A 17,544-nucleotide genomic window follows, 5' to 3' on the forward strand; every position below is an offset into this window, starting at 1 on the left:
CCCGAGCTCAAGATCCTGACCGACATCATGGCCGGCGGGGTCTCGGCCGCAGACCTGGTGGTGATGGCGGCGCACCTGGATGCCAATGCGGTGCGCATCGATCTGGTGGGGCTTACGGCCAAGGGCTTGGAGTTCGCCTGACGGCAAGGGGAGCGGGTTCGCCCGATCCCCAGCCGCCCGGCATCACTGGCGCGGGGCCGCGCCGGGCAGCAGCACGGCAGCCGTGTTGCCGGGCGATCTGCCAACCGCATTGAACTACTACTGGCAGGCCTGCACCTGGCCGAATACCAGATCGAAGCCCGCCGCCGCCTTTTTCCCGCTGCCTACCTCGCCACTGCCGTGCCCGTCCAGCGCTACCGCCACCTGCCGCTGTGGGGCCAGTTCCTCAATCGGCACGGCGCCCTCAGTCCAGAGAAGGCCCAGCCCTTCTCACGGCGCATGGCCGCCGCAGCGAACCTGCAGGCACCCACCTCGTGCTTTGCCTTGCAGCCGCTCGCGCTGGACGCGCCTATCAACCTCTTTCAGGCGTGATGCCAGTCACCAAGCTGCGCGGTTGTCAGGTATTTCCTACAGATTACAGGCCGCCAACGATGTAACATGTGGTTTCATCTGTTTTACCACCCCGGTACGGTCGGCGAACTCCTCACCCAAGGCCACCCGCGTGACTACGCTGCACACCCATTACGACAACCTGAAGGTGGCGCACGATGCGTCGCCGGCAGCGATCGACGCTGCCTACCAGGCCATGGTGCGCAGGTTCGGCCCCGGGCAGCACCCGGATGACCCCGCAGCAGCGCACAAGATGTCCATCATCAAGGCGTCGTATGCCGTGCTGTCCGACCCGCACCAGCGCGCGCTGCACGATTTGTGGGTGGCCCAGAACGACTACGAAGAGACCGTGCCGCCCGTGGCCTCGAGCATCCCCGCGCTGTGGATGCACAGCGAGGCACCGCAGCACTACCACCAGACACCGACGCGGCCCCAGCCCCTGCCGCTGGAATCCACACTGCCGCGCCAGCGCCGCCCCCATGTGCGCACCACGCAGCCGCGACCGCGCGCCCACGGGGTCGAGGCCCCGCAAGGCCAGACCCACCTGCGCCGCAACTGGAGCCTGTACGCCCTGGGCGCCGTGGTCGCGGGCCTCGCGCTCGTCACGGCATTGCCCAAACCTTTTCTGGGCGACGACATGGTGGCTGCATCCGCACCCGCCAGTGGGCCGCTGCGCGGGTTCTCGGTGCCAGTGTTCTTTGCCCCGCAGCACTACACCCGCCCCGCCACCGCGCCCAACGGCCAGCCCTGGCCCGCCAGCGCCGGCTACGTGTCCGGCTACCCGCTGCTGGCCACCGGGGGGGTGGGCAGCATCACCGTGGACAACAGCCGCAACGACTCGGACACCTTCGTCAAGTTGGTGGCGCAAGGCAATGGTGTGCAGCCCCAGGTGGTACGCCATATCTACGTGCCAGCCCAGCAAAGCTTCACCGTGGACCAGTTGCCCCCTGGCGACTACGATCTGCGCTACCGCAATCTGGCCACCGGCGCCCTGGCCCGCACGCCTGCCGTCTCGGTGACCGTGGCAGCACCGCAGGCCCTGCCTGAAGACGGCTCGCAGCCGCCAACACAGCCTTCGGCCGGCGTCACCCCCGTCACCGTGGCACTCTACAAGGAGCCCCCGGGCAAGCGGCCCACACTGCGGTTGGCAGAAAAGGAATTCTTCTGAAAGACGACGACGAAGCAGCAGCACGGCCGCGATGGCTAGGGCCTGTAAACTCCAATTTCGAGGTCGCGAAGGCCCTTGCCGGTGTGCCAATCCAGGCGCGCGACGCCGCGTGTGCCTTTGCACACGCAAGTAGCGCAACGACGAGTGGCGCGCCGGCAAGGGCCTTCCCTTCGGGTTGCCCGGCCTGGGGGCCGTCTGCGGCCCCAAAATAGAGTTAACAGGCCCTAATCCCGGCTGCCAGATATGGCGTGACGGCGCTACCAAACCCAAACGGAATTCCTTGCCCGCACGCATGGCATCCTTGCACCGGACAAGATTTCCATACATCCTCTTGGCTGGCAGCGGCGTAGGAGCATTCCGACACGGATGGGTCTTGTTTCAAGGCATGATTACCCCGCTTGACGCTCCGCTTGATCGGGGTCGCTTCCTCTCTGTTCATGACATCCATTTCCGGCCTGCCCCCAGCCATCGATCCCGACCTGTCGGCCTGCCACGCAGAGCCCATCCGCGTGCCGGGGGCCATCCAGCCGCACGGCCGCCTGCTGGTGCTCGATCCGTTCTCGCTGCACCCCGTGGCGCAGAGCGACAACTGGCCAACGCAGGCGCTCGATGCCGCGCTGGCCCGGCTGGCCAATGGCACGCCCCGGGTGCTCAAGCCCGACGCACCGCCGATATCCCTGGGCGTGTGGGGCCTGGGGTATGAGCGCTGGGACGTTTCGGCCCACCGGACCGAGCGGCACCTGCTGGTCGAGTTCGAGCCGGCCTTTCCGTCGGACGGCAACGAAGCCCCGATCTACTCCCTCACGCGCATCTTCCTGCCGCGCCTGCAGGATGCCGGGTCCATCGAGCAACTGGCACACCTGGCAGCCGCCGAGATGAAGCGCCTGTCGGGCTTCGGCCGCTGCCTGGTCTACCGCTTCGACGAGGCCGGCCACGGGGAGGTGCTGGCCGAAGACCTGGACCCGGGCTACGACAGCTATGCCGGCCACCACTTTCCGGCCGACGACATTCCCCAGCAGGCGCGTGCGCTGTACCTGCTCAACCATTTCCGCCTGATCGCCGACGCCAACTACGCGCCGGTGCCGCTGCGCATCGACGGCCACCGGCTGGCGCCAGCGGACATCGACCTGTCGCAGGCCCAGTTGCGCAGTGTCTCGCCCATCCACCTCGAATACATGCGCAACATGGGCACGCTGTCGTCCATGTCGGTGTCCATCGTCATCGAGGGCCGGCTGTGGGGGCTGGTGTCCTGCCACGACCACGCGCCCCGCGTGCTCGGCGTTTCCACCCGCCTGGCCTGCGAGCACCTGGGCCAGTTGCTCGCCCTGCAGATCCAGTCCAAGCAGGCCACCCTGCAGGTGGCGGAGCGGCTTGGCCTGCGCCAGCTCACGCTGGACATCGTCTCGCACCTGTCCGAAAGCGATGGCACCCTGAGCCTGCTGGCCAAAGAACCGGCCTTGTTGCGCTTTGCCCGCGCCACCGGCGCCGCCGTGGTGCGCGACGACGAGGTGTGGAGCCTGGGCGAAGTACCGCCCGAGCAGGACATCAAGAACCTGGCCAACTGGGTCGAGGGCCTGGGCGTCGAAGTGTTCCACAGCCACCAGCTGGCACAGTCCTATGCGCCGGCGCAAGGTTTTCAGGACGTTGCGGCCGGGGTGCTGGCCGTGTCCATCTCCCAGGTGCACCGCCACCTGATCCTGTGGTTCCGCCCCGAGATCGTGAAAACCGTGACCTGGGCCGGCAACCCGCGCAAGAACCTGGTGGCGCCCGATGGCCGCATCCACCCGCGCCTGAGCTTCAAGAGCTGGCAGGAGCAGATCCGCGGGGCCTCGCTGCCCTGGTCCGACGCCGAGGTGGGCGTGGCGGGCGATCTGCGCCAGGCGCTCATCGGCATCGTGCTGCGGCGCGCCGAGGAGTTCGCCGAAGTGGCCCACGAGCTCGCGCGCGTCAACAAGGAACTCGAAGCCTTCTCATACACCGTCTCGCACGACCTGCGCGCCCCCATGCGCCACATCGCAGGCTATGTGGACCTGGTGGTCGACTTCGAAAAAAAGGCGCTCTCCGAGCGCGCCCTGCGCTACCTGGGCAACGTCAAGGATGCCGCCGCGTACGCCGGCCAGTTGGTCGATGCGCTGCTGGACTTCTCGCGCATGGGGCGCGCCGCGCTCAAGCAGCGCAATGTCGACATGCAGGTGCTGGTGCAGGACATGGTGCGGGAGCTCGCACGCGAGCTTGCGCGCCAGGAGCCCGGCCGGCAGGTGCAATGGGCGCTGGACGACAGCTACCCCGAGCTGTTTGGCGACCCGCTGCTGGTGCAGATGGCCACGCGCAACTTCCTCAGCAACGCACTGAAGTACTCGCGCGGCCGCGACCCCACCCACATCGCCGTGCGCGCCGTGCGCACGCCGCAGGGCGACGGCATCGAGGTGGAGGACAATGGGGTGGGCTTCAGCATGGAATACGCCGACAAGCTCTTCGGCGTGTTCCAGCGCCTGCACCATGCCGAGGACTTCGAGGGCACCGGCATCGGCCTGGCCATCGTCAAGCGCATCATCGAGCGGCACGGCGGCACCGTCTGGGCGCGCGGCGAGCCCGACCAGGGTGCCCGCTTCGGCTTCACCCTGCCCCGCATGGCCCCGGGAGCCGCAGCCCGGGCCACCCCTGCATCACCCCCCACCCCAACGCCTTCCCCGGGAGCCCCCGATGCTTAAGCCCATTTTGCTCGTCGAAGACGACAAGCGCGACCTGGAACTGACCCTGATCGCGCTGGAACGCAGCCAGTTGGCCAACGAGGTCGTGGTGGTGCGCGACGGCGCGCAGGCGCTTGACTACCTGCGGCGCGAGGGCGAATTCGCCGGGCGCGATGCAGGCAACCCGGCCGTGGTGCTGCTGGACTTGAAGCTGCCCAAGATCAACGGCCTGGAGGTGCTGCAGGCCGTGCGTGCCGACCCGCTGCTGCGCAGCCTGCCGGTGGTGATGCTCACCTCCTCCCAGGAAGAGAACGACGTGGTCAAGAGCTACGAGCTGGGCGTGAACGCCTATGTCGTCAAGCCGGTCGCCTTCGACCGCTTCGTGTCCGCCATAGGCGACCTGGGCGTGTTCTGGGCCGTGCTCAACGAGCCGCCACCAGGCTCCTACAAGGCGCACCGCCATGACGAGCAACCTTGAGCACGCGCTCATCGCCGGCACCGCGGAGCCCGCGCCAGCGTCTGCGCCGCTGCGCGTCCTGATCCTCGAGGACTCCCGCTTCGACGCGGAGTTGCTGCTCGAGGCGCTGCGCGCGGCGCGCCCGGGTGCCAGCGCCACCGTGGTCAGCGACGAGCCCGGCTATGTGCAGGCGCTCACCGCGCAGCACTTCGACGTGATCCTGTCCGACTTCGAGCTGCCGGCCTTCTCCGGCGCCGCGGCGCTGGAGGCGGCGCGCAAGATGGCGCCCCACGTACCCTTCATCTTCGTCTCGGGCGTCATCGGCGAAGACAACGCCGTCGAGCTGCTCAAGCGCGGCGCAACCGACTACGTCAGCAAGAACCGGCTTTCACGCCTGCCGCTGGTACTGGACCGCGCGCTGTCCGAAGCCGCCAGCCGCCGCACCCTGGGTGCGGCCGAGCACCGCCTGCGCCAGGCCGACGCGGCCATCGGGCAGGCCCAGGCACGCCGGCTGGCGCTGGTCGAGCTCTCGGACCGCATCCGCGACATGGATGACCCGGTCGAGATCAGCTATACCGCTGCAGAAACCCTGGCCAGCCAGTTCAACGTGGACCGTGCGGGCTATGGCATCGTCGACAAGACCGCCGAGACCATCACCATCCACCGCGACTGGAACGCCCCCGGCGTGCAGAGCCTGGCGGGCGTGCTGCATTTCCGCGACTACGGCTCTTACATCGACGACCTGGCGCGAGGGGTCACGTTCGCGTTTGCCGATGCCCTCGAAGACCCGCGCACCCAGGCCACAGCGCATGCGCTGGAGGCCATATCGGCCCGCGCCGTGCTCAACATGCCGCTGAGCGAGCAGGGCAATTTCGTCGGTCTGCTGTACCTCAACCACAGCCAGCCGCGCGCCTGGACCGAGGACGAGCTGGACTTCGTGCGCGACGTCGGCGACCGGTTGCGCTCCATCCTGGGGCGCCGCGAAGCCCAGCAGGCGCTGCAGGCCCTGGCCGCCTCGCTGGAGCGCCAGGTCGAAGAGCGCGCGGCCGAGCTCGAAGCCGCCAAGGAGCAGCTGCGCCAGAGCCAGAAGCTCGAAGCCGTGGGCCAGCTCACGGGCGGGCTGGCACACGACTTCAACAACCTGCTGGCATCCATCACCGGCTCGCTGGAGCTGCTGCGCCGCCGCGGCGGCGCCAACGTCACGCCCGACATGGAACGCTACATCGGCGTGGCCCAGGGCGCCGCCAAGCGCGCCGCGTCGCTCACCCACCGGCTGCTGGCCTTCTCTCGCCGGCAGACGCTGGAGCCCAAGACCCTGGCGCTCAACGAGCTGGTGCACGGCATGGAAGAGCTGCTGCGCCGCACCGTGGGCCCCGAGATCGCCATCGAGATCGCCGCCGCGCCCGGCCTGTGGAACGTGCACGTGGACGCCAGCCAGATCGAAAGCGCCCTGCTCAACCTGTGCATCAACGCCCGCGATGCCCTGCCCCAGGGCGGGCGCATCACCATCGAGACCGCCAACCGCACCCTGGACGCACGCACGGCCCGTGCGGCCGACCTCAAGCCCGGTGCCTACGTGTGCCTGTGCGTGCACGACAACGGTGTGGGCATGACGCCCGAGGTCGCCGCCATGGCCTTCGACCCCTTTTTCACCACCAAGCCCCTGGGGATGGGCACGGGCCTGGGACTGTCCATGGTCTATGGCTTTGCCAAGCAGTCCGGCGGGCGGGTCAGCATCGAATCCCAGGTGGGGGTGGGCACCTCGGTGTGCATCGAGCTGCCGCGCAGCGAGCGCACGCCGGAGCAGAGCGCTGCCGACGAAGGCCCGGCCGCGGCCCCGCGCGCGCACCAGGGCGAGACCGTGCTCGTGGTGGACGACGAGGCATCGCTGCGCATGCTGATGGTCGAGGTCATGCAGGATTTGGGCTACGCCACACTGGAGGCCGGCAACGGCACCGAGGCCATGCGCTGGCTGCGCTCGGGCCGGCCCATCGACCTGCTCATCACCGACGTGGGCCTGCCCGGCGGCATGAACGGCCGCCAGGTGGCCGACGCCGCACGCAGTGAACGCCCGGCCCTCAAGGTGCTCTTCGTCACCGGCTACGCGCAGACCGCGCTGGACGGCGGCAACCTGGAGGCCGGCATGCACGTCATGACCAAGCCCTTCGAGATGGACGCGCTGGCGCGGCGGGTCAAGGAAGTCATTGCGGGAGCCTGACCCGGCGGAGAACTCTGGACCGTCAGATGCACATCTGCATCAGGTGCGCGGCCGCCCATGCAGCTCCCGGCCCAGCGCCAGCAAGCGCGACGCATAGGTTGCGAGCAAGGGTGCATCCTCGATGCCCAGCGTGATGCGCACCGTCTCGCCGCATTCGCCAAAGTTGGTGATGTTGAAGCCGAAGCTGGAGCGATCCACCGCCGTCAGGTCGCCGAAGGCGCGCAGCACCTCTTTCTTGTACACCCCGCCATTGAGTTCACTGCGGCGATCATGGTCCAGCGCCGGGGTGGTCTGGTTCTGCGCCTTGGCCACCTCTTCATTGATGCGCCGCAGGTAGGCGTCGGTGGGCTTGAACGCGATGTACACGGTCTCCCTATCGGTGTTTGCGCACACCTCGAAGGCATTGTCCTCGGCATGCCCCAGCGGAATCTCCCTGTCCAGAGCGGCGCGCAGCAGGGCCGTGTTGGCGCGCACCTTGTCCAGGTAGGCGCGAGAGGCTTCGGCGTTGGGTTCGGACAGCAGCTTGGCAATGTAGCCCTTGTCGTCCTCGGGCACGTGCTGCGTTGTCTCGGCCATCGCGCCGTTGAAGCCGGTCCAGTGCGTCTTGTCATTGAGCACCACCGCGGTGCCGATGCTGGCCAGATCCATGCCATTCTGAAAGAATTTGGTGCCGCTTTGCAGCAGCACCAGGTTCAGCACTCCCGAGTCGATATAGGGCTTGGCCGTTTCCAGCGCGCGCTGGATCTGCGCGTCGCCCAGGTGGTTCAAGGTCACGTCCATCACCAGCGTGAGCGGCTCCGTGCGGCCATGGCCCAAAACGTTTTCAATGAGCGCCACCGGATCGTGCGGCACGATGCTCTGCAGAGCGGCATTGTTCGGATGCGGCTCCATCACGATCACGCCCGCCGTCCTCAGGCCGGGGTCGCCAACCGTTTCGGCAGGATCCACCGAATCCGGCAGGCCCAGTACGCCCGCCGTTTCGTAGTACGCGCCCTTGAGATAGGTCGTGTGGTCCGACTGCTCCCGCGGCAATGCCTGGAACACCTGGTCGAGCATGGCCAGTGCATGGGGCGCACTCGCCACCGTGGCGCCCGCGCGCATCGTCTCGGGCAGCAAGGCGCGGATGCTGTCTTCGAGCTTGGGGGCACTGCCCGTCCAGGCGAGCTGAAAGCGCACCACGTCGTGCACGTCCTGCATGGCCTGGTAGAACTTCTCCATGTTCATGGCCTGCCGCTGGACACTCAGGCCTTCGTCCACGGCGTCGTGGATGACAGCTTCATCCCCTACCAGCATCGGCGGCGCGCTGCGCTCGGCGATGACACCGGCACGGGCCTCGCCCAAGGCCAGCGCGGCGCGCTGCAAGGCATCGGTCAGCGCCCCGCAGGTCGCTGAAGGCATCGAGTCCACACCCAGGTCCTCAATGTCGCCCAGCAAGTTCTTGACCACCTGGAAGTTCTGCGTGGCGTAGAACGGCATGCCTGGCTCGCCTGCACGCAGCGCGCACATGCTGAATGCCTCGCGCAACTCCTGGATCTGCGCCTTGCTGCTCTGCGTGAGCGGATCCGTGCCTGCACTGGCCAGCAGCGTGTTCGGGGCCAGCTCGACCTTTTGCAGCGCCGTCTGCACCTGCTTGGAGTTGGTCGCCGACAGGCTGGGCTTGAGCAACTCGATCGCCCCCTTGGGATCGTTCGCATCGATCCGGCCTGCCATGGCGGCGGCCAGAATGTCCGCGCACTCGCTGGGCGAGTTGCGCAGGCCCAGCCCGCCCAGATGGGCATCGACCTCGCCGCGCCCCGCGGCCTTGTCGGTGTACAGGCTTTTGGGCACGAGCTGAACGCCGAGCTCTTCGATGTAGATGCATTCGCCCGCCTTCAGCGTTGCGGGGATGCCCTTCTCGATCACAGGCTCCTTGCCCAGGTACCGGAATGCCCGGTTCACCGGGAACACGTCGAAATCCTTCAGCGCCCCCTTGGGCAGCGCGGCGGTCAACGTCTTCTCATGCATGTCCTTGACCGCCATCCACAGGCCGGTGCGCACGCCCCGGCCATACCCTTCGGCGACCAGCGGAGACAGCGATCGGCCGAATGCCCCCGCATCACCGGGCTTGTAGGTGGCCTGCAACTGGCCGCGCATCAGCTCCGCCTTCAGCAGCTTCTGCTGCTGCTCGGGAGGCAAGGGCTTACCGTCGTGGACGCGGCTGGCCAGCAGATTGACCGTTGACGAGAAGCCGTGGAACCAGGTCTTGAACACGTCTTTCGCGCCGGACTCCCCGAATGCCTCCCGGATGTTGGAATCCTTCGCGACCGCGCCCTTGTCGAGCAGCGCGACGGCAAGGTCCCGGGCCTCTTCGCCCAAGAGGCGGGGATTCATCGCCACCAGCTCATGCACCGCGCCGCGTGCGGACGGATGAACCAGTTTTTGCGTCGCGGCCTTGGGGTTCGGCGCGAGGTATTTTGCGGCTTCCAACGCTTCCAGGATGGTGCGCACTTCTTTCGCTGTATCTGCGCCATGGTCCCTGTCAATCGCCTCCAGCCCCTTCTTCAGAGCCACCTTGTGCGGTGTCCCATCTGTCTCCAGGGCCAAGCGCGGCGGCTTCGGCAGCGTCAGCGGCTCCTTCACCGATTCGCCCAGGGGCGGTGTTTCCACCACGGGCATATCCAGCGCCTGCACACCGCCCGAAGGCACGATCTGCGGCGGGGTATGCTGCAAGCCTTGCAGGCCTTCGCCTCCGGTGCCGGGGCCCGTGTCGAGAGGCGGCGGGGTGATGGGAATGGTTCCGGTCGTCGTGCTGGTGATGGTTCTGCACATGGCGCGGGTCCTGAAGGGGTTGGGTGATCGGGGCTGCCCGTGGTGGGGGTCAGGCAAAGTTCATGAGGCCGGGCGGCACTGCGTGCGGGGCACGGTCCAACGTCTCGGCGGCGGCGGCGGCAGCAGCATCCAGGCGTGCCAGCACCGCGTCGCGCACCGCCATCAGGTTGGTCAGCATCGATTCGAGCCGGGCAGCATCCAGGCCGTCCAAGGGCACCGTGTGCAGCAGGCGGATCTCGGCGGTGACCGGGTCCACCCCCAGCGCGGCACCGCGCAACAGCGCGGGGTCGGCATTCAGGTGCAGCAATTGCAAGGGCGTGTCGTCGGCGGCCAGCGCGGCCAGGGGCCCAAGCGCCGCCTGAATCACCAGCGCATCGCTGCCCAGGCCCAGCGAAAGCTGCCAGTAGGCTCCTTCCCGGTCCAGGAACGCACAGGCCCCTTCGCTGGCCTGCAACGCCAGGCCGGCACGCTGGTTGAGCGCGCTGATCAATTGGGAAAACTGCGTCGATGAGGTATCCATGAAATCTCCTGAATCGCAGGTGCAAAGACACCCGGGATGGGGGCCTCCAATCCGGTTGAGTAACGGCAGGCGGCGGCGGGTTCCACTGGCGTCAAGATCGGCGGCCGTCGGCGCGACCACGAGCGCTGGGCCATCGTGGCACAGTAAGGCCCTCGCACCGCGGCCATTCATTCATTGCTGTCCGGCTGCATCCCGCAGCCAGCTTCGCAACACCAGCATCGCCCCCCCCGACCATCGCCAGCGTCCGCTTCTACGTATACACCGCCACGCGCAAGCGCGACCTGAAGCTGACCGCTGCGCCAGCACCTGAAGCCCGCGCTTTTAGCTATCGCGGCGATAGCAAGGCTTGCTTGCAAGCTTGCTGCTCTGCGCGGATAATCCACACTACTATGAAAATCCTCACCAACGTGATCAAGGCATCGTTCGCCACCCAGTAGCGCCCATTGATCGCGTATCGGAGGGCTGCGCGCCTTCCGGACCCTAGAACCCCGGCAGGCTCCGTCCCTCCCGGGGTTTTCTGTTTTCTGACCCGTTTTTCCCGGACCAACCCATGCGTACCTACGACAAGTTGATTGCCACGATTCCCGACCGACGGAGCATGAGCCCCGTGCGCACGGGCTCCGGCGACAGCACAACCACACCCCTTCCGCGCTAGCCCGCAGGCGAATCCTTTTTGTGACGCCTGGGCTGGCGCAAAGCCAACCAGGCGGCAGCTGCTCGCAGAGCCGAGTGCAGCCGCAAGAAACACAGATGGAAAGATTCGCCATGTCCAAGACCAACCGCTCCCCCGCCACGCGCCAACTGCGCAACCTCGGTGTCATCGCCCATGTCGACGCGGGCAAGACCACGACCACCGAACGCATCCTGTTCTACACCGGCGAAAGCCACCGCATTGGCGAAGTGCACAACGGCACGGCGCAGATGGACTTCGACCCGCAAGAGCAGCAACGCGGCATCACCATCAACAGTGCGGCCGTCACCGTGCACTGGAAGGGCACGCAGCTCAACCTGATCGACACGCCCGGCCACATCGACTTCAACATCGAGGTGAACCGCTCGCTGCGCGTGCTCGACGGCGCGGTCGTCGTGTTCGACGGCGTGGCCGGCGTGGAGCCGCAGACCGAGACCAACTGGCGCCTGGCCGACAAGTACCGCGTGCCGCGCATCGCCTTCATCAACAAGCTCGACCGCGTGGGAGCCGACTTCCACCGCGTGGTCGCCATGATGCAAGAGCGCCTGGGCGTGCGCGTGGTGCCGCTGCAGATCCCCATCGGCGCGGAAGGCGACTTCCGCGGCGTGGTGGACCTTTTGAGCCTGCGCGCCCGCATCTGGGACAAGGACGACGCCAGCGGCCCCTACCGCGAAGCCGACGTGCCCGCAGAACTGCTGGAACAGGCCACGCGCGAGCGTGCCCGCCTGGTGGAAGCCGCGGTGGATCAGGACGACGCTGCCCTGCAGGCCTACGTGAACGGTGAGGACATCGCCGTGGACGTGCTGCGCGCCAACCTGCGCAAGGGGGTGCTCTCAGGCGCCTTCGTGCCCGCGCTGGCCGGCTCGGCCTTCAAGAACCGCGGTGTGGAGCCCCTGCTCGACGCCGTGGTGGACTACCTGCCGGCGCCCGAAGACATCGTGCGTGAGGGCGGCGAGACCGCTGCCGACCCGTTCGCAGCCCTGGCCTTCAAGGTCGTCACCGACGACCATGGCGCCAAGGTGTTCGTGCGCGTGTATGCAGGCCGCCTGGCCCGCGGCGACGTGGTGATCAACGCCAGCACGGGCAAGACCGAGCGCGTGTCGCGCCTGTACGAGGTGCATGCCGACAAGCACATCGAGCGTGACGAGCTGGTGGCGGGCGACATCGCCGCCGTCGTGGGCCTCAAGGACACGCTGACCGGCCACACTCTGAGCGACCCGGCCCACCCCGTGGTGCTGGAGGAGATCAGCGTGCCCGAGCCCGTGATCCACATGGCCATAGAGCCCCGCACCAGTGCGGACCAGCAGGGTTTGAGCAAAGCCCTGCAGGCCCTGCTGCGCGAAGACCCGAGTCTGCGCCTTCAGCACGACGCCGAATCCGGCCAGACCATCCTGTCCGGCATGGGCGAGCTGCAGCTCGAAGTCTCGGTCGAGAAGCTGCGCGCACGCCACGGCGTCAACGTGTCGGTCGGCCGCCCCCAGGTGGCTTACCGCGAAACCATTTCGAAGCGTGTGGAGGTACACCATGTGCACAAGAAGCAAACCGGTGGCCCCGGCCAGTTCGCCGAGGTAAGGCTGCTGCTCGAACCCCTGCCCCGGGGCGAAGGCATCCGCTTTGACAACCGCATCGTGGGCGGCGCCGTGCCGCGCGAGTTCATCCCCGCCGTGGAGGCCGGCATCCGCCGCGCCGCCCTGGCAGGCGTGGTCGCCGGCTACCCGGCCGTGGACTTTGCGGCCACGCTGGTGGACGGCAGCTTCCACGAGCGCGACTCGTCCACGCTGGCCTTCGAACTGGCGGCCATGGCCGCCTTCCGCGAAGGCTTTGCGAAAGCAGCGCCCCAGGTGCTGGAGCCTGTGATGGCCGTGGAGGTCATCACGCCCGCCGACTACCTGGGCGACGCCATCGGCGACCTGAACCGCCGCCGCGGCATCGTGCGCGGCCAAGGCCAACGCGGCAACGCCGCCACGGTCGAGGCCCAGGTACCGCTCAAGGAGATGTTCGGCTACATCGGCAGCCTGCGGGCCCTGTCGTCAGGGCGTGCGCAGTATTCGATGCAGCTGGACCACTATGGGGTGGTGCCTGCGGCGCAGGCGGCTGAGCTGGTGGGCTGAGCATGCTGGGCAGGAGCCCAGGGACGCAAGAGAGAGGGGGCGTGGACGGGAGTCTGCGCCCCTTTCTTTTTTGCTGCAGAGTGCGCTCCGATAGCAGCCCCGAGCTCGATTCAACTGCCTGAAAGCAGCACGACAGGCAACTCCAGCGACGAGAGCAGGCGCGTCATAATCCAATCGAGATGACCAGATTTTCAGAGCCCAACAACCCATCAGCCAGGCCTGAGATCCCACCCTCGGGTCAGTGGCTGCTGCAGGACGCGCAAGCACGTTTCAGCGAGCTGGTGCGGCGCGCGCTGTGACGGCCCACAACATGTGGCCGCCAATGCGCAGGGTGAAGTCGTCGCCATGGCAGCCGAGGACTTCAGGCGCCTGCACGGCGATCGAACCGGCAAGGCATTGGTCGATGTACTCCAGGTCTTGCCACACAAAGCCGTCGAACTGCCTCTGGCCCCTTCCGTGACCCGCTGCATCAACACGGAATGCAGCAAGAAGCAGGAACAAGAAACAGGAGCACCTATTGAGCGACCCAATCACCCATGTGGATGAAGCCTCGCAGGCATGGGCTTCGATGGTGGACATGGCACCTGAAACCGTGCCCTGGGCAGTAACCCTCAGGATGTCAACAGTGCCCATGGAATACTGGTTCTACAAGCGCAAGCGGCTTCGGCCAGAAGACCTTGATCTTGAGCTCTCGATCCCGAGCTATGGCCTGTGGCGCGCCACCTTGCGGCGGCACGATGGGCTTTTCCTGGCCCAATGGAGGCCCAATGGCAACTTCTCGGTGGAGTCGCAACAGCTGAAGTACAAGCGGCTCATTCCCTGGCCAGCGCTGCAATCACCGCAGGGCTTTCCCGCCCTGGTGGGTGCGCTGGAAAAGGCGCTGTCGGTACCGTTCATCCGTCACACCAACCTGGGCTCGAACGGCACGGTCGATGTCGAACGCTGGGTGGCAGAGCCTCACCCTGCCCTGCAGCACTGGCTGGCGCCGTGCGCTGACACGCTGGGGGTCTATCTGCGGTCTGTACAGGATGAGGACGACGGTTGATGGCTGGCTGCTACCACAAATCCCCACGCAACTCTTGCACACCCCTCCCCAGCCGTTCGTGCAACAAGGCCCGCAGCTTCGCTCCATTGTCATACACCACCTCCGACGCAATGGCCTCCGCGTAAAGGCTGCGCCGTGCAGCAGCGCCTGGGCGCGCTCGATCCGCAGGTCCTGGAAATACGCCATGGGCGACTTGCCCAGCACGGCGGTGAAACGGCGCTGCAGCGTGCGTTTTTTCGTGGCCAGGGCGCGCGCGGCGGCTTCCAGCGAAAAGCCGCTTTGGAGGTCCGCGCCGGCCGTGACGCCGGTGTCCAAGGGGTGAGCATGCGCGACTCGTCGAGCTGCACCTGCGGATAACATGCGTGTGCCCCCGCCGTGCCACTGCACAAGCTGCCGCTTGGCATCGCGCCGTTGGAAGCAAGGCACTGCGGCCGCCCATCTGCGGACTGCGGGCATGCAGTTCGCGAGTTCATGCAGCAGCAATTCCACCGCCTCACCATGGCGGTGGAGTTCAGGCCCCTCGCCTCTCCCCTCAGTCCTGGTGCGGCGCAACCACCTTGCGCCACTTCTAACCATCAAACGTCGATACCGTCCACATTTCCGCCACGACGAGCAGGCCCATCAGGATGAATGATGGCATGCCCCAGGCCTCTTCCGCCGGCTCATGCGCTGTCCAGCAGGCGCGTTGCTTTGGCGCGCCAGCGCTTGCCGGCGTGCGGGCACCCCGCCTACCATGGCCCTCCCATGCCTACAGACAGCAACGCCACCCCCCAGCCCCTTCCCGCGCGCTTCCTGCGCTTCCTCGGCCCGCTGGTCGCCACCAACCTGCTGCAGGCCCTGGGCGGCACGGTGGTCACCATCTGCCTGGGGCAGTTGCTGGGCGCGCGTGCGCTGGCGGCGGCGGTCAGCTTCTTTCCGCTGTTCATGTGCTGCATCGCCTTCGTGATCGGGCTGGGCGCGGGCTCCTCCGTGCTGGTCGGCCAGGCCTGGGGGGCGCGCGACCCCAACAAGGTGCGCCGCGTGGCCGGGGCCGTGCTGGTGGGCGGGCTGGCGCTGGGTTGCGCCGTGGCGGTGCTGGGTATCACGGTCATCGGTGACCTGCTGCGCGCGCTGGGCACGGCAGACGATGTGCTGCCCGACGCGATTGCCTATGCGCGCATCCTGTTCCTGGCAATGCCGGTGCTGTTCGTGCACCAGCTGGCCGCGGCCCTGCTGCGAGGGCTGGGCGACACGGCGACGCCGCTGCGTGTGCTGATTGTCGCCTCGGGCCTGTGGATGCTGCTCACGCCTGCCTTCATCCTGGGCTGGCTGGGCCTGCCTCAACTGGGCACGGCCAGTGCCGGCTGGGCGAGTTTGATAGGCAACGGCGTGGCAGTGGCCTGGCTGGCGTGGCACCTGCACCGCAAGGACCATCTGCTAGCGTTCAAGGACCTGCGCCCGCACCTGCGCTGGGATGTGCCACTGCTCCGCACCGTGGCACGGCTGGGCGTTCCCACCGGCCTGTTCTTCATCACCAGCTCGCTGGCCGATGTGCTGCTGCTGCGGCTGGTCAATGGCTACGGCTGGCAGGCCACGGCGGCCTGGGGCACGGTGAACCAGGTGATGGCCTATGTGCAGCTGCCAGCCATGTCCATCGCCATCGCAGCCTCGGTCTTTGCAGCCCAGGCAATTGGCGCCAACAACCCCGACGAGGTGCGCCGCGTGACGCGCGTGGGGCTGTGGATGAACCTGGCGCTGACCGGCGGCTTGGCCATGGCCGTGGCGATCGCCTCGCCGCTGGTGACCCGCCTGTTCACCAACGACCCGGCCGTGGTGGGCCTGGCCGCCACGGTGCTGCGCATCACCGTGTGGGGCAGTCTGGCCTTCGGGCTGGCCAGCGTGTTCACCGGTGTCATGCGCTCGGCGGGCACGGTGCGTGTGCCGACCACGATTTCGCTGTCGTGCCTGGCCTTTTTGCCGGTGCCACTGGCCTATGCGCTGCAACAGCTGCTGGGCCTGCGGGGCATATGGGCCAGCTACCCGCTGACCTACCTGTGCGCGCTGGTGCTGCAGGCCATCTACTTCTACGCCGTGTGGCGCAAGCGGCCCATCACGCGGCTGGTATAGCGGGGCTGGCGGGTCTGCTTGACCTCAAGTGCGGTTGATGTTTTATAAACAAGGGCAACGCAACTCCCCGGCCCCTGCACCATGGACATGAAACCCCTCGAAGCCCTGCTACAGCGCGGGGTAGACAACGCCATGCTGCGGTTAACGCTGGGATCGCACTGCCTGAAGATGAACGACGCTGGCACCGCCATCACCCACCTTCAGCGATGCCTGCAATGGTCCCCCGACTACTCCGCCGCGTGGAAGCTGCTGGGCAAAGCCCACGCATTGGCCGGCCGCCCCGAAGCCGCGCAGGACGCCTGGACCCAGGGCATGGCCGTGGCCGAACGCAAGGGGGATCACCAAGCCCGAAAAGAGATGCAAGTGTTCCTGCGCCGCCTGCAACGCACTGCCCAGCAACCAGCCGCTACCCCCGTGACCACATCCTGAAAGTGACGTACAGCGCATACGCCAGAAACAGCACCAGCCACGCCAAAAAGAACAGGTTGCCCCAGTACTGGCCCGCCTGTTCTGCCAGGGTATAGACCTGCCCTCGGCACCCCTTTCCCACGCGTTCAATCTCGCCCCTGGCCAGCGCACGCAGCAGGCCGAAGGACAGAAAGCCGGTGATGGCAGCGCACACCACGAAGCCCACCGGCCCCAGGGGCGGCTTGGTGACTTCGTCGTTCTCGTCGCGATAGCCTTTGGCGAGCTGTTTCTGCCCATAGCGGTATACGGCATACCCGAGCAGGAGCATCAGCGTGTAGCAAAGGGTGGCAAGCATGTCATCAAGCCGTGGTGTCGAGGAGGTGGATAGACAGGCGGGCGTGCGGGTAAAACCTTGGCCAGGATGGAATCCGAACGAGGTTCGCGTGGCCATCGAGCCCATGCAGACACGGGGCCAATCGCGATCCGTGTGATGATGTCAACCGAGCTGGAACGGACACACTCCCATGGCATCCCCTTTAGACAACAGCATCAGCATGGCCCTGTTCTGCGACTTTGAAAACGTCGCCCTGGGCGTGCGCGATGCGCAGTATGAAAAATTCGACATCAAGCCGGTGCTGGAGCGCCTGCTGCTCAAGGGCTCCATCGTGGTCAAGAAGGCCTATTGCGACTGGGAGCGCTACAAGGGCTTCAAGGCCGCGATGCACGAGGCGAATTTCGAGCTGATCGAGATTCCGCACGTGCGCCAGTCGGGC

At 67.0% G+C, this 17,544-nt stretch carries 14 protein-coding genes and 1 pseudogene; 10 read left to right on the forward strand and 5 right to left on the reverse strand.

What is annotated here, in order from left to right:
• Nucleotides 1-339: 339 nt before the first annotated feature.
• From ACK59X_RS16300 to ACK59X_RS16320, 5 genes are all read left to right on the forward strand, one after another.
• Nucleotides 340-531: a hypothetical protein gene (locus ACK59X_RS16300; protein WP_409958800.1), complete on the forward strand. Its 192-nt coding sequence runs from the start codon at nucleotides 340-342 to the stop codon at nucleotides 529-531.
• 130 nt (nucleotides 532-661) lie between these two features.
• Entirely contained in the window at nucleotides 662-1,717 is a 1,056-nt protein-coding gene (locus tag ACK59X_RS16305) for a J domain-containing protein (protein ID WP_409958802.1), read from the forward strand.
• Nucleotides 1,718-2,154: 437 nt separating this feature from the next.
• A complete protein-coding gene (locus ACK59X_RS16310) occupies nucleotides 2,155-4,428 on the forward strand; it encodes an ATP-binding protein (protein ID WP_409958804.1) in 2,274 nt (757 codons plus the stop codon).
• On the forward strand, nucleotides 4,421-4,885 hold the full coding sequence (locus ACK59X_RS16315) for a response regulator (protein WP_409958806.1): 465 nt from the start codon (nucleotides 4,421-4,423) through the stop codon (nucleotides 4,883-4,885). The genes ACK59X_RS16310 and ACK59X_RS16315 overlap by 8 nt, the downstream gene beginning before the upstream one ends.
• Nucleotides 4,869-7,082 (forward strand): response regulator, encoded by a 2,214-nt coding sequence (locus ACK59X_RS16320; protein ID WP_409958808.1) that lies wholly within the window; start codon nucleotides 4,869-4,871, stop codon nucleotides 7,080-7,082. Before ACK59X_RS16315 ends, ACK59X_RS16320 begins: the two co-directional genes overlap by 17 nt.
• 39 nt (nucleotides 7,083-7,121) lie before the next feature.
• On the opposite strand, the gene ACK59X_RS16325 is transcribed toward ACK59X_RS16320, so the two are convergent.
• Both ACK59X_RS16325 and ACK59X_RS16330 read right to left on the reverse strand, forming a co-directional pair.
• Nucleotides 7,122-9,890, reverse strand: coding sequence for a hypothetical protein (locus ACK59X_RS16325; protein ID WP_409958810.1), 2,769 nt, complete (start codon nucleotides 9,888-9,890; stop codon nucleotides 7,122-7,124).
• Nucleotides 9,891-9,939: 49 nt separating this feature from the next.
• Nucleotides 9,940-10,410, reverse strand: a complete 471-nt coding sequence (locus ACK59X_RS16330) for a CesT family type III secretion system chaperone (protein ID WP_409958812.1) — start codon at nucleotides 10,408-10,410, stop codon at nucleotides 9,940-9,942.
• A 765-nt stretch (nucleotides 10,411-11,175) separates the two neighbouring features.
• Here ACK59X_RS16330 and fusA point away from each other — a divergent pair.
• Nucleotides 11,176-13,212 (forward strand): elongation factor G, encoded by a 2,037-nt coding sequence (fusA, locus tag ACK59X_RS16335; RefSeq protein ID WP_409958814.1) that lies wholly within the window; start codon nucleotides 11,176-11,178, stop codon nucleotides 13,210-13,212.
• A 270-nt stretch (nucleotides 13,213-13,482) separates the two neighbouring features.
• Here the strand turns inward: fusA and ACK59X_RS16340 are convergent, their stop codons facing one another.
• Nucleotides 13,483-13,845 (reverse strand): hypothetical protein, encoded by a 363-nt coding sequence (locus ACK59X_RS16340; protein ID WP_409958816.1) that lies wholly within the window; start codon nucleotides 13,843-13,845, stop codon nucleotides 13,483-13,485.
• Here ACK59X_RS16340 and ACK59X_RS16345 point away from each other — a divergent pair.
• Complete coding sequence (locus ACK59X_RS16345; RefSeq protein ID WP_409958818.1) at nucleotides 13,844-14,257, forward strand: hypothetical protein; 414 nt, start codon at nucleotides 13,844-13,846, stop codon at nucleotides 14,255-14,257. The two genes, ACK59X_RS16340 and ACK59X_RS16345, sit on opposite strands and share 2 nt — an antisense overlap.
• Nucleotides 14,258-14,267: 10 nt before the next feature.
• On the opposite strand, the pseudogene ACK59X_RS16350 reads toward ACK59X_RS16345, so the two are convergent.
• Nucleotides 14,268-14,542: pseudogene (locus ACK59X_RS16350) on the reverse strand (helix-turn-helix domain-containing protein); the annotation flags it as partial.
• Between the two features lie 459 nt (nucleotides 14,543-15,001).
• Here ACK59X_RS16350 and ACK59X_RS16355 point away from each other — a divergent pair.
• Together ACK59X_RS16355 and ACK59X_RS16360 are read left to right on the forward strand one after the other, a co-directional pair.
• On the forward strand, nucleotides 15,002-16,363 hold the full coding sequence (locus ACK59X_RS16355) for an MATE family efflux transporter (RefSeq protein WP_409958820.1): 1,362 nt from the start codon (nucleotides 15,002-15,004) through the stop codon (nucleotides 16,361-16,363).
• 81 nt (nucleotides 16,364-16,444) lie between these two features.
• The gene (locus ACK59X_RS16360) at nucleotides 16,445-16,792 is read left to right on the forward strand and encodes a tetratricopeptide repeat protein (protein ID WP_409958822.1); all 348 of its coding nucleotides are present in this window, start codon (nucleotides 16,445-16,447) and stop codon (nucleotides 16,790-16,792) included.
• Here ACK59X_RS16360 and ACK59X_RS16365 read toward each other — a convergent pair.
• Complete coding sequence (locus ACK59X_RS16365) at nucleotides 16,770-17,222, reverse strand: hypothetical protein (protein ID WP_409958824.1); 453 nt, start codon at nucleotides 17,220-17,222, stop codon at nucleotides 16,770-16,772. The genes ACK59X_RS16360 and ACK59X_RS16365 overlap by 23 nt on opposite strands.
• 73 nt (nucleotides 17,223-17,295) lie before the next feature.
• On the opposite strand from ACK59X_RS16365, the gene ACK59X_RS16370 reads away from it, so the two are divergent.
• On the forward strand, nucleotides 17,296-17,544 hold a 249-nt coding region (locus ACK59X_RS16370; RefSeq protein ID WP_409958826.1), incomplete at its 3' end, for an NYN domain-containing protein.

The sequence above is a fragment of the Acidovorax sp. genome, from assembly GCF_046339755.1.
In the GTDB taxonomy this organism is placed as follows: Bacteria; Pseudomonadota; Gammaproteobacteria; order Burkholderiales; family Burkholderiaceae_C; genus Acidovorax.

Excerpts from the sequence above, each read along its gene's own strand:
- ACK59X_RS16310 (WP_409958804.1), top strand. The coding sequence starts at position 2,155 with ATGACATCCATTTCCGGCCTGCCCCCAGCCATCGATCCCGACCTGTCG.
- ACK59X_RS16315 (WP_409958806.1), top strand. The coding sequence starts at position 4,421 with ATGCTTAAGCCCATTTTGCTCGTCGAAGACGACAAGCGCGACCTGGAA.
- ACK59X_RS16320 (WP_409958808.1), top strand. The coding sequence starts at position 4,869 with ATGACGAGCAACCTTGAGCACGCGCTCATCGCCGGCACCGCGGAGCCC.
- ACK59X_RS16325 (WP_409958810.1), bottom strand. The coding sequence starts at position 9,890 with ATGTGCAGAACCATCACCAGCACGACGACCGGAACCATTCCCATCACC.
- ACK59X_RS16330 (WP_409958812.1), bottom strand. The coding sequence starts at position 10,410 with ATGGATACCTCATCGACGCAGTTTTCCCAATTGATCAGCGCGCTCAAC.
- fusA (WP_409958814.1), top strand. The coding sequence starts at position 11,176 with ATGTCCAAGACCAACCGCTCCCCCGCCACGCGCCAACTGCGCAACCTC.
- ACK59X_RS16345 (WP_409958818.1), top strand. The coding sequence starts at position 13,844 with ATGGAATACTGGTTCTACAAGCGCAAGCGGCTTCGGCCAGAAGACCTT.
- ACK59X_RS16340 (WP_409958816.1), bottom strand. The coding sequence starts at position 13,845 with ATGGGCACTGTTGACATCCTGAGGGTTACTGCCCAGGGCACGGTTTCA.
- ACK59X_RS16355 (WP_409958820.1), top strand. The coding sequence starts at position 15,002 with ATGCCTACAGACAGCAACGCCACCCCCCAGCCCCTTCCCGCGCGCTTC.
- ACK59X_RS16360 (WP_409958822.1), top strand. The coding sequence starts at position 16,445 with ATGGACATGAAACCCCTCGAAGCCCTGCTACAGCGCGGGGTAGACAAC.
- ACK59X_RS16365 (WP_409958824.1), bottom strand. The coding sequence starts at position 17,222 with ATGGCCACGCGAACCTCGTTCGGATTCCATCCTGGCCAAGGTTTTACC.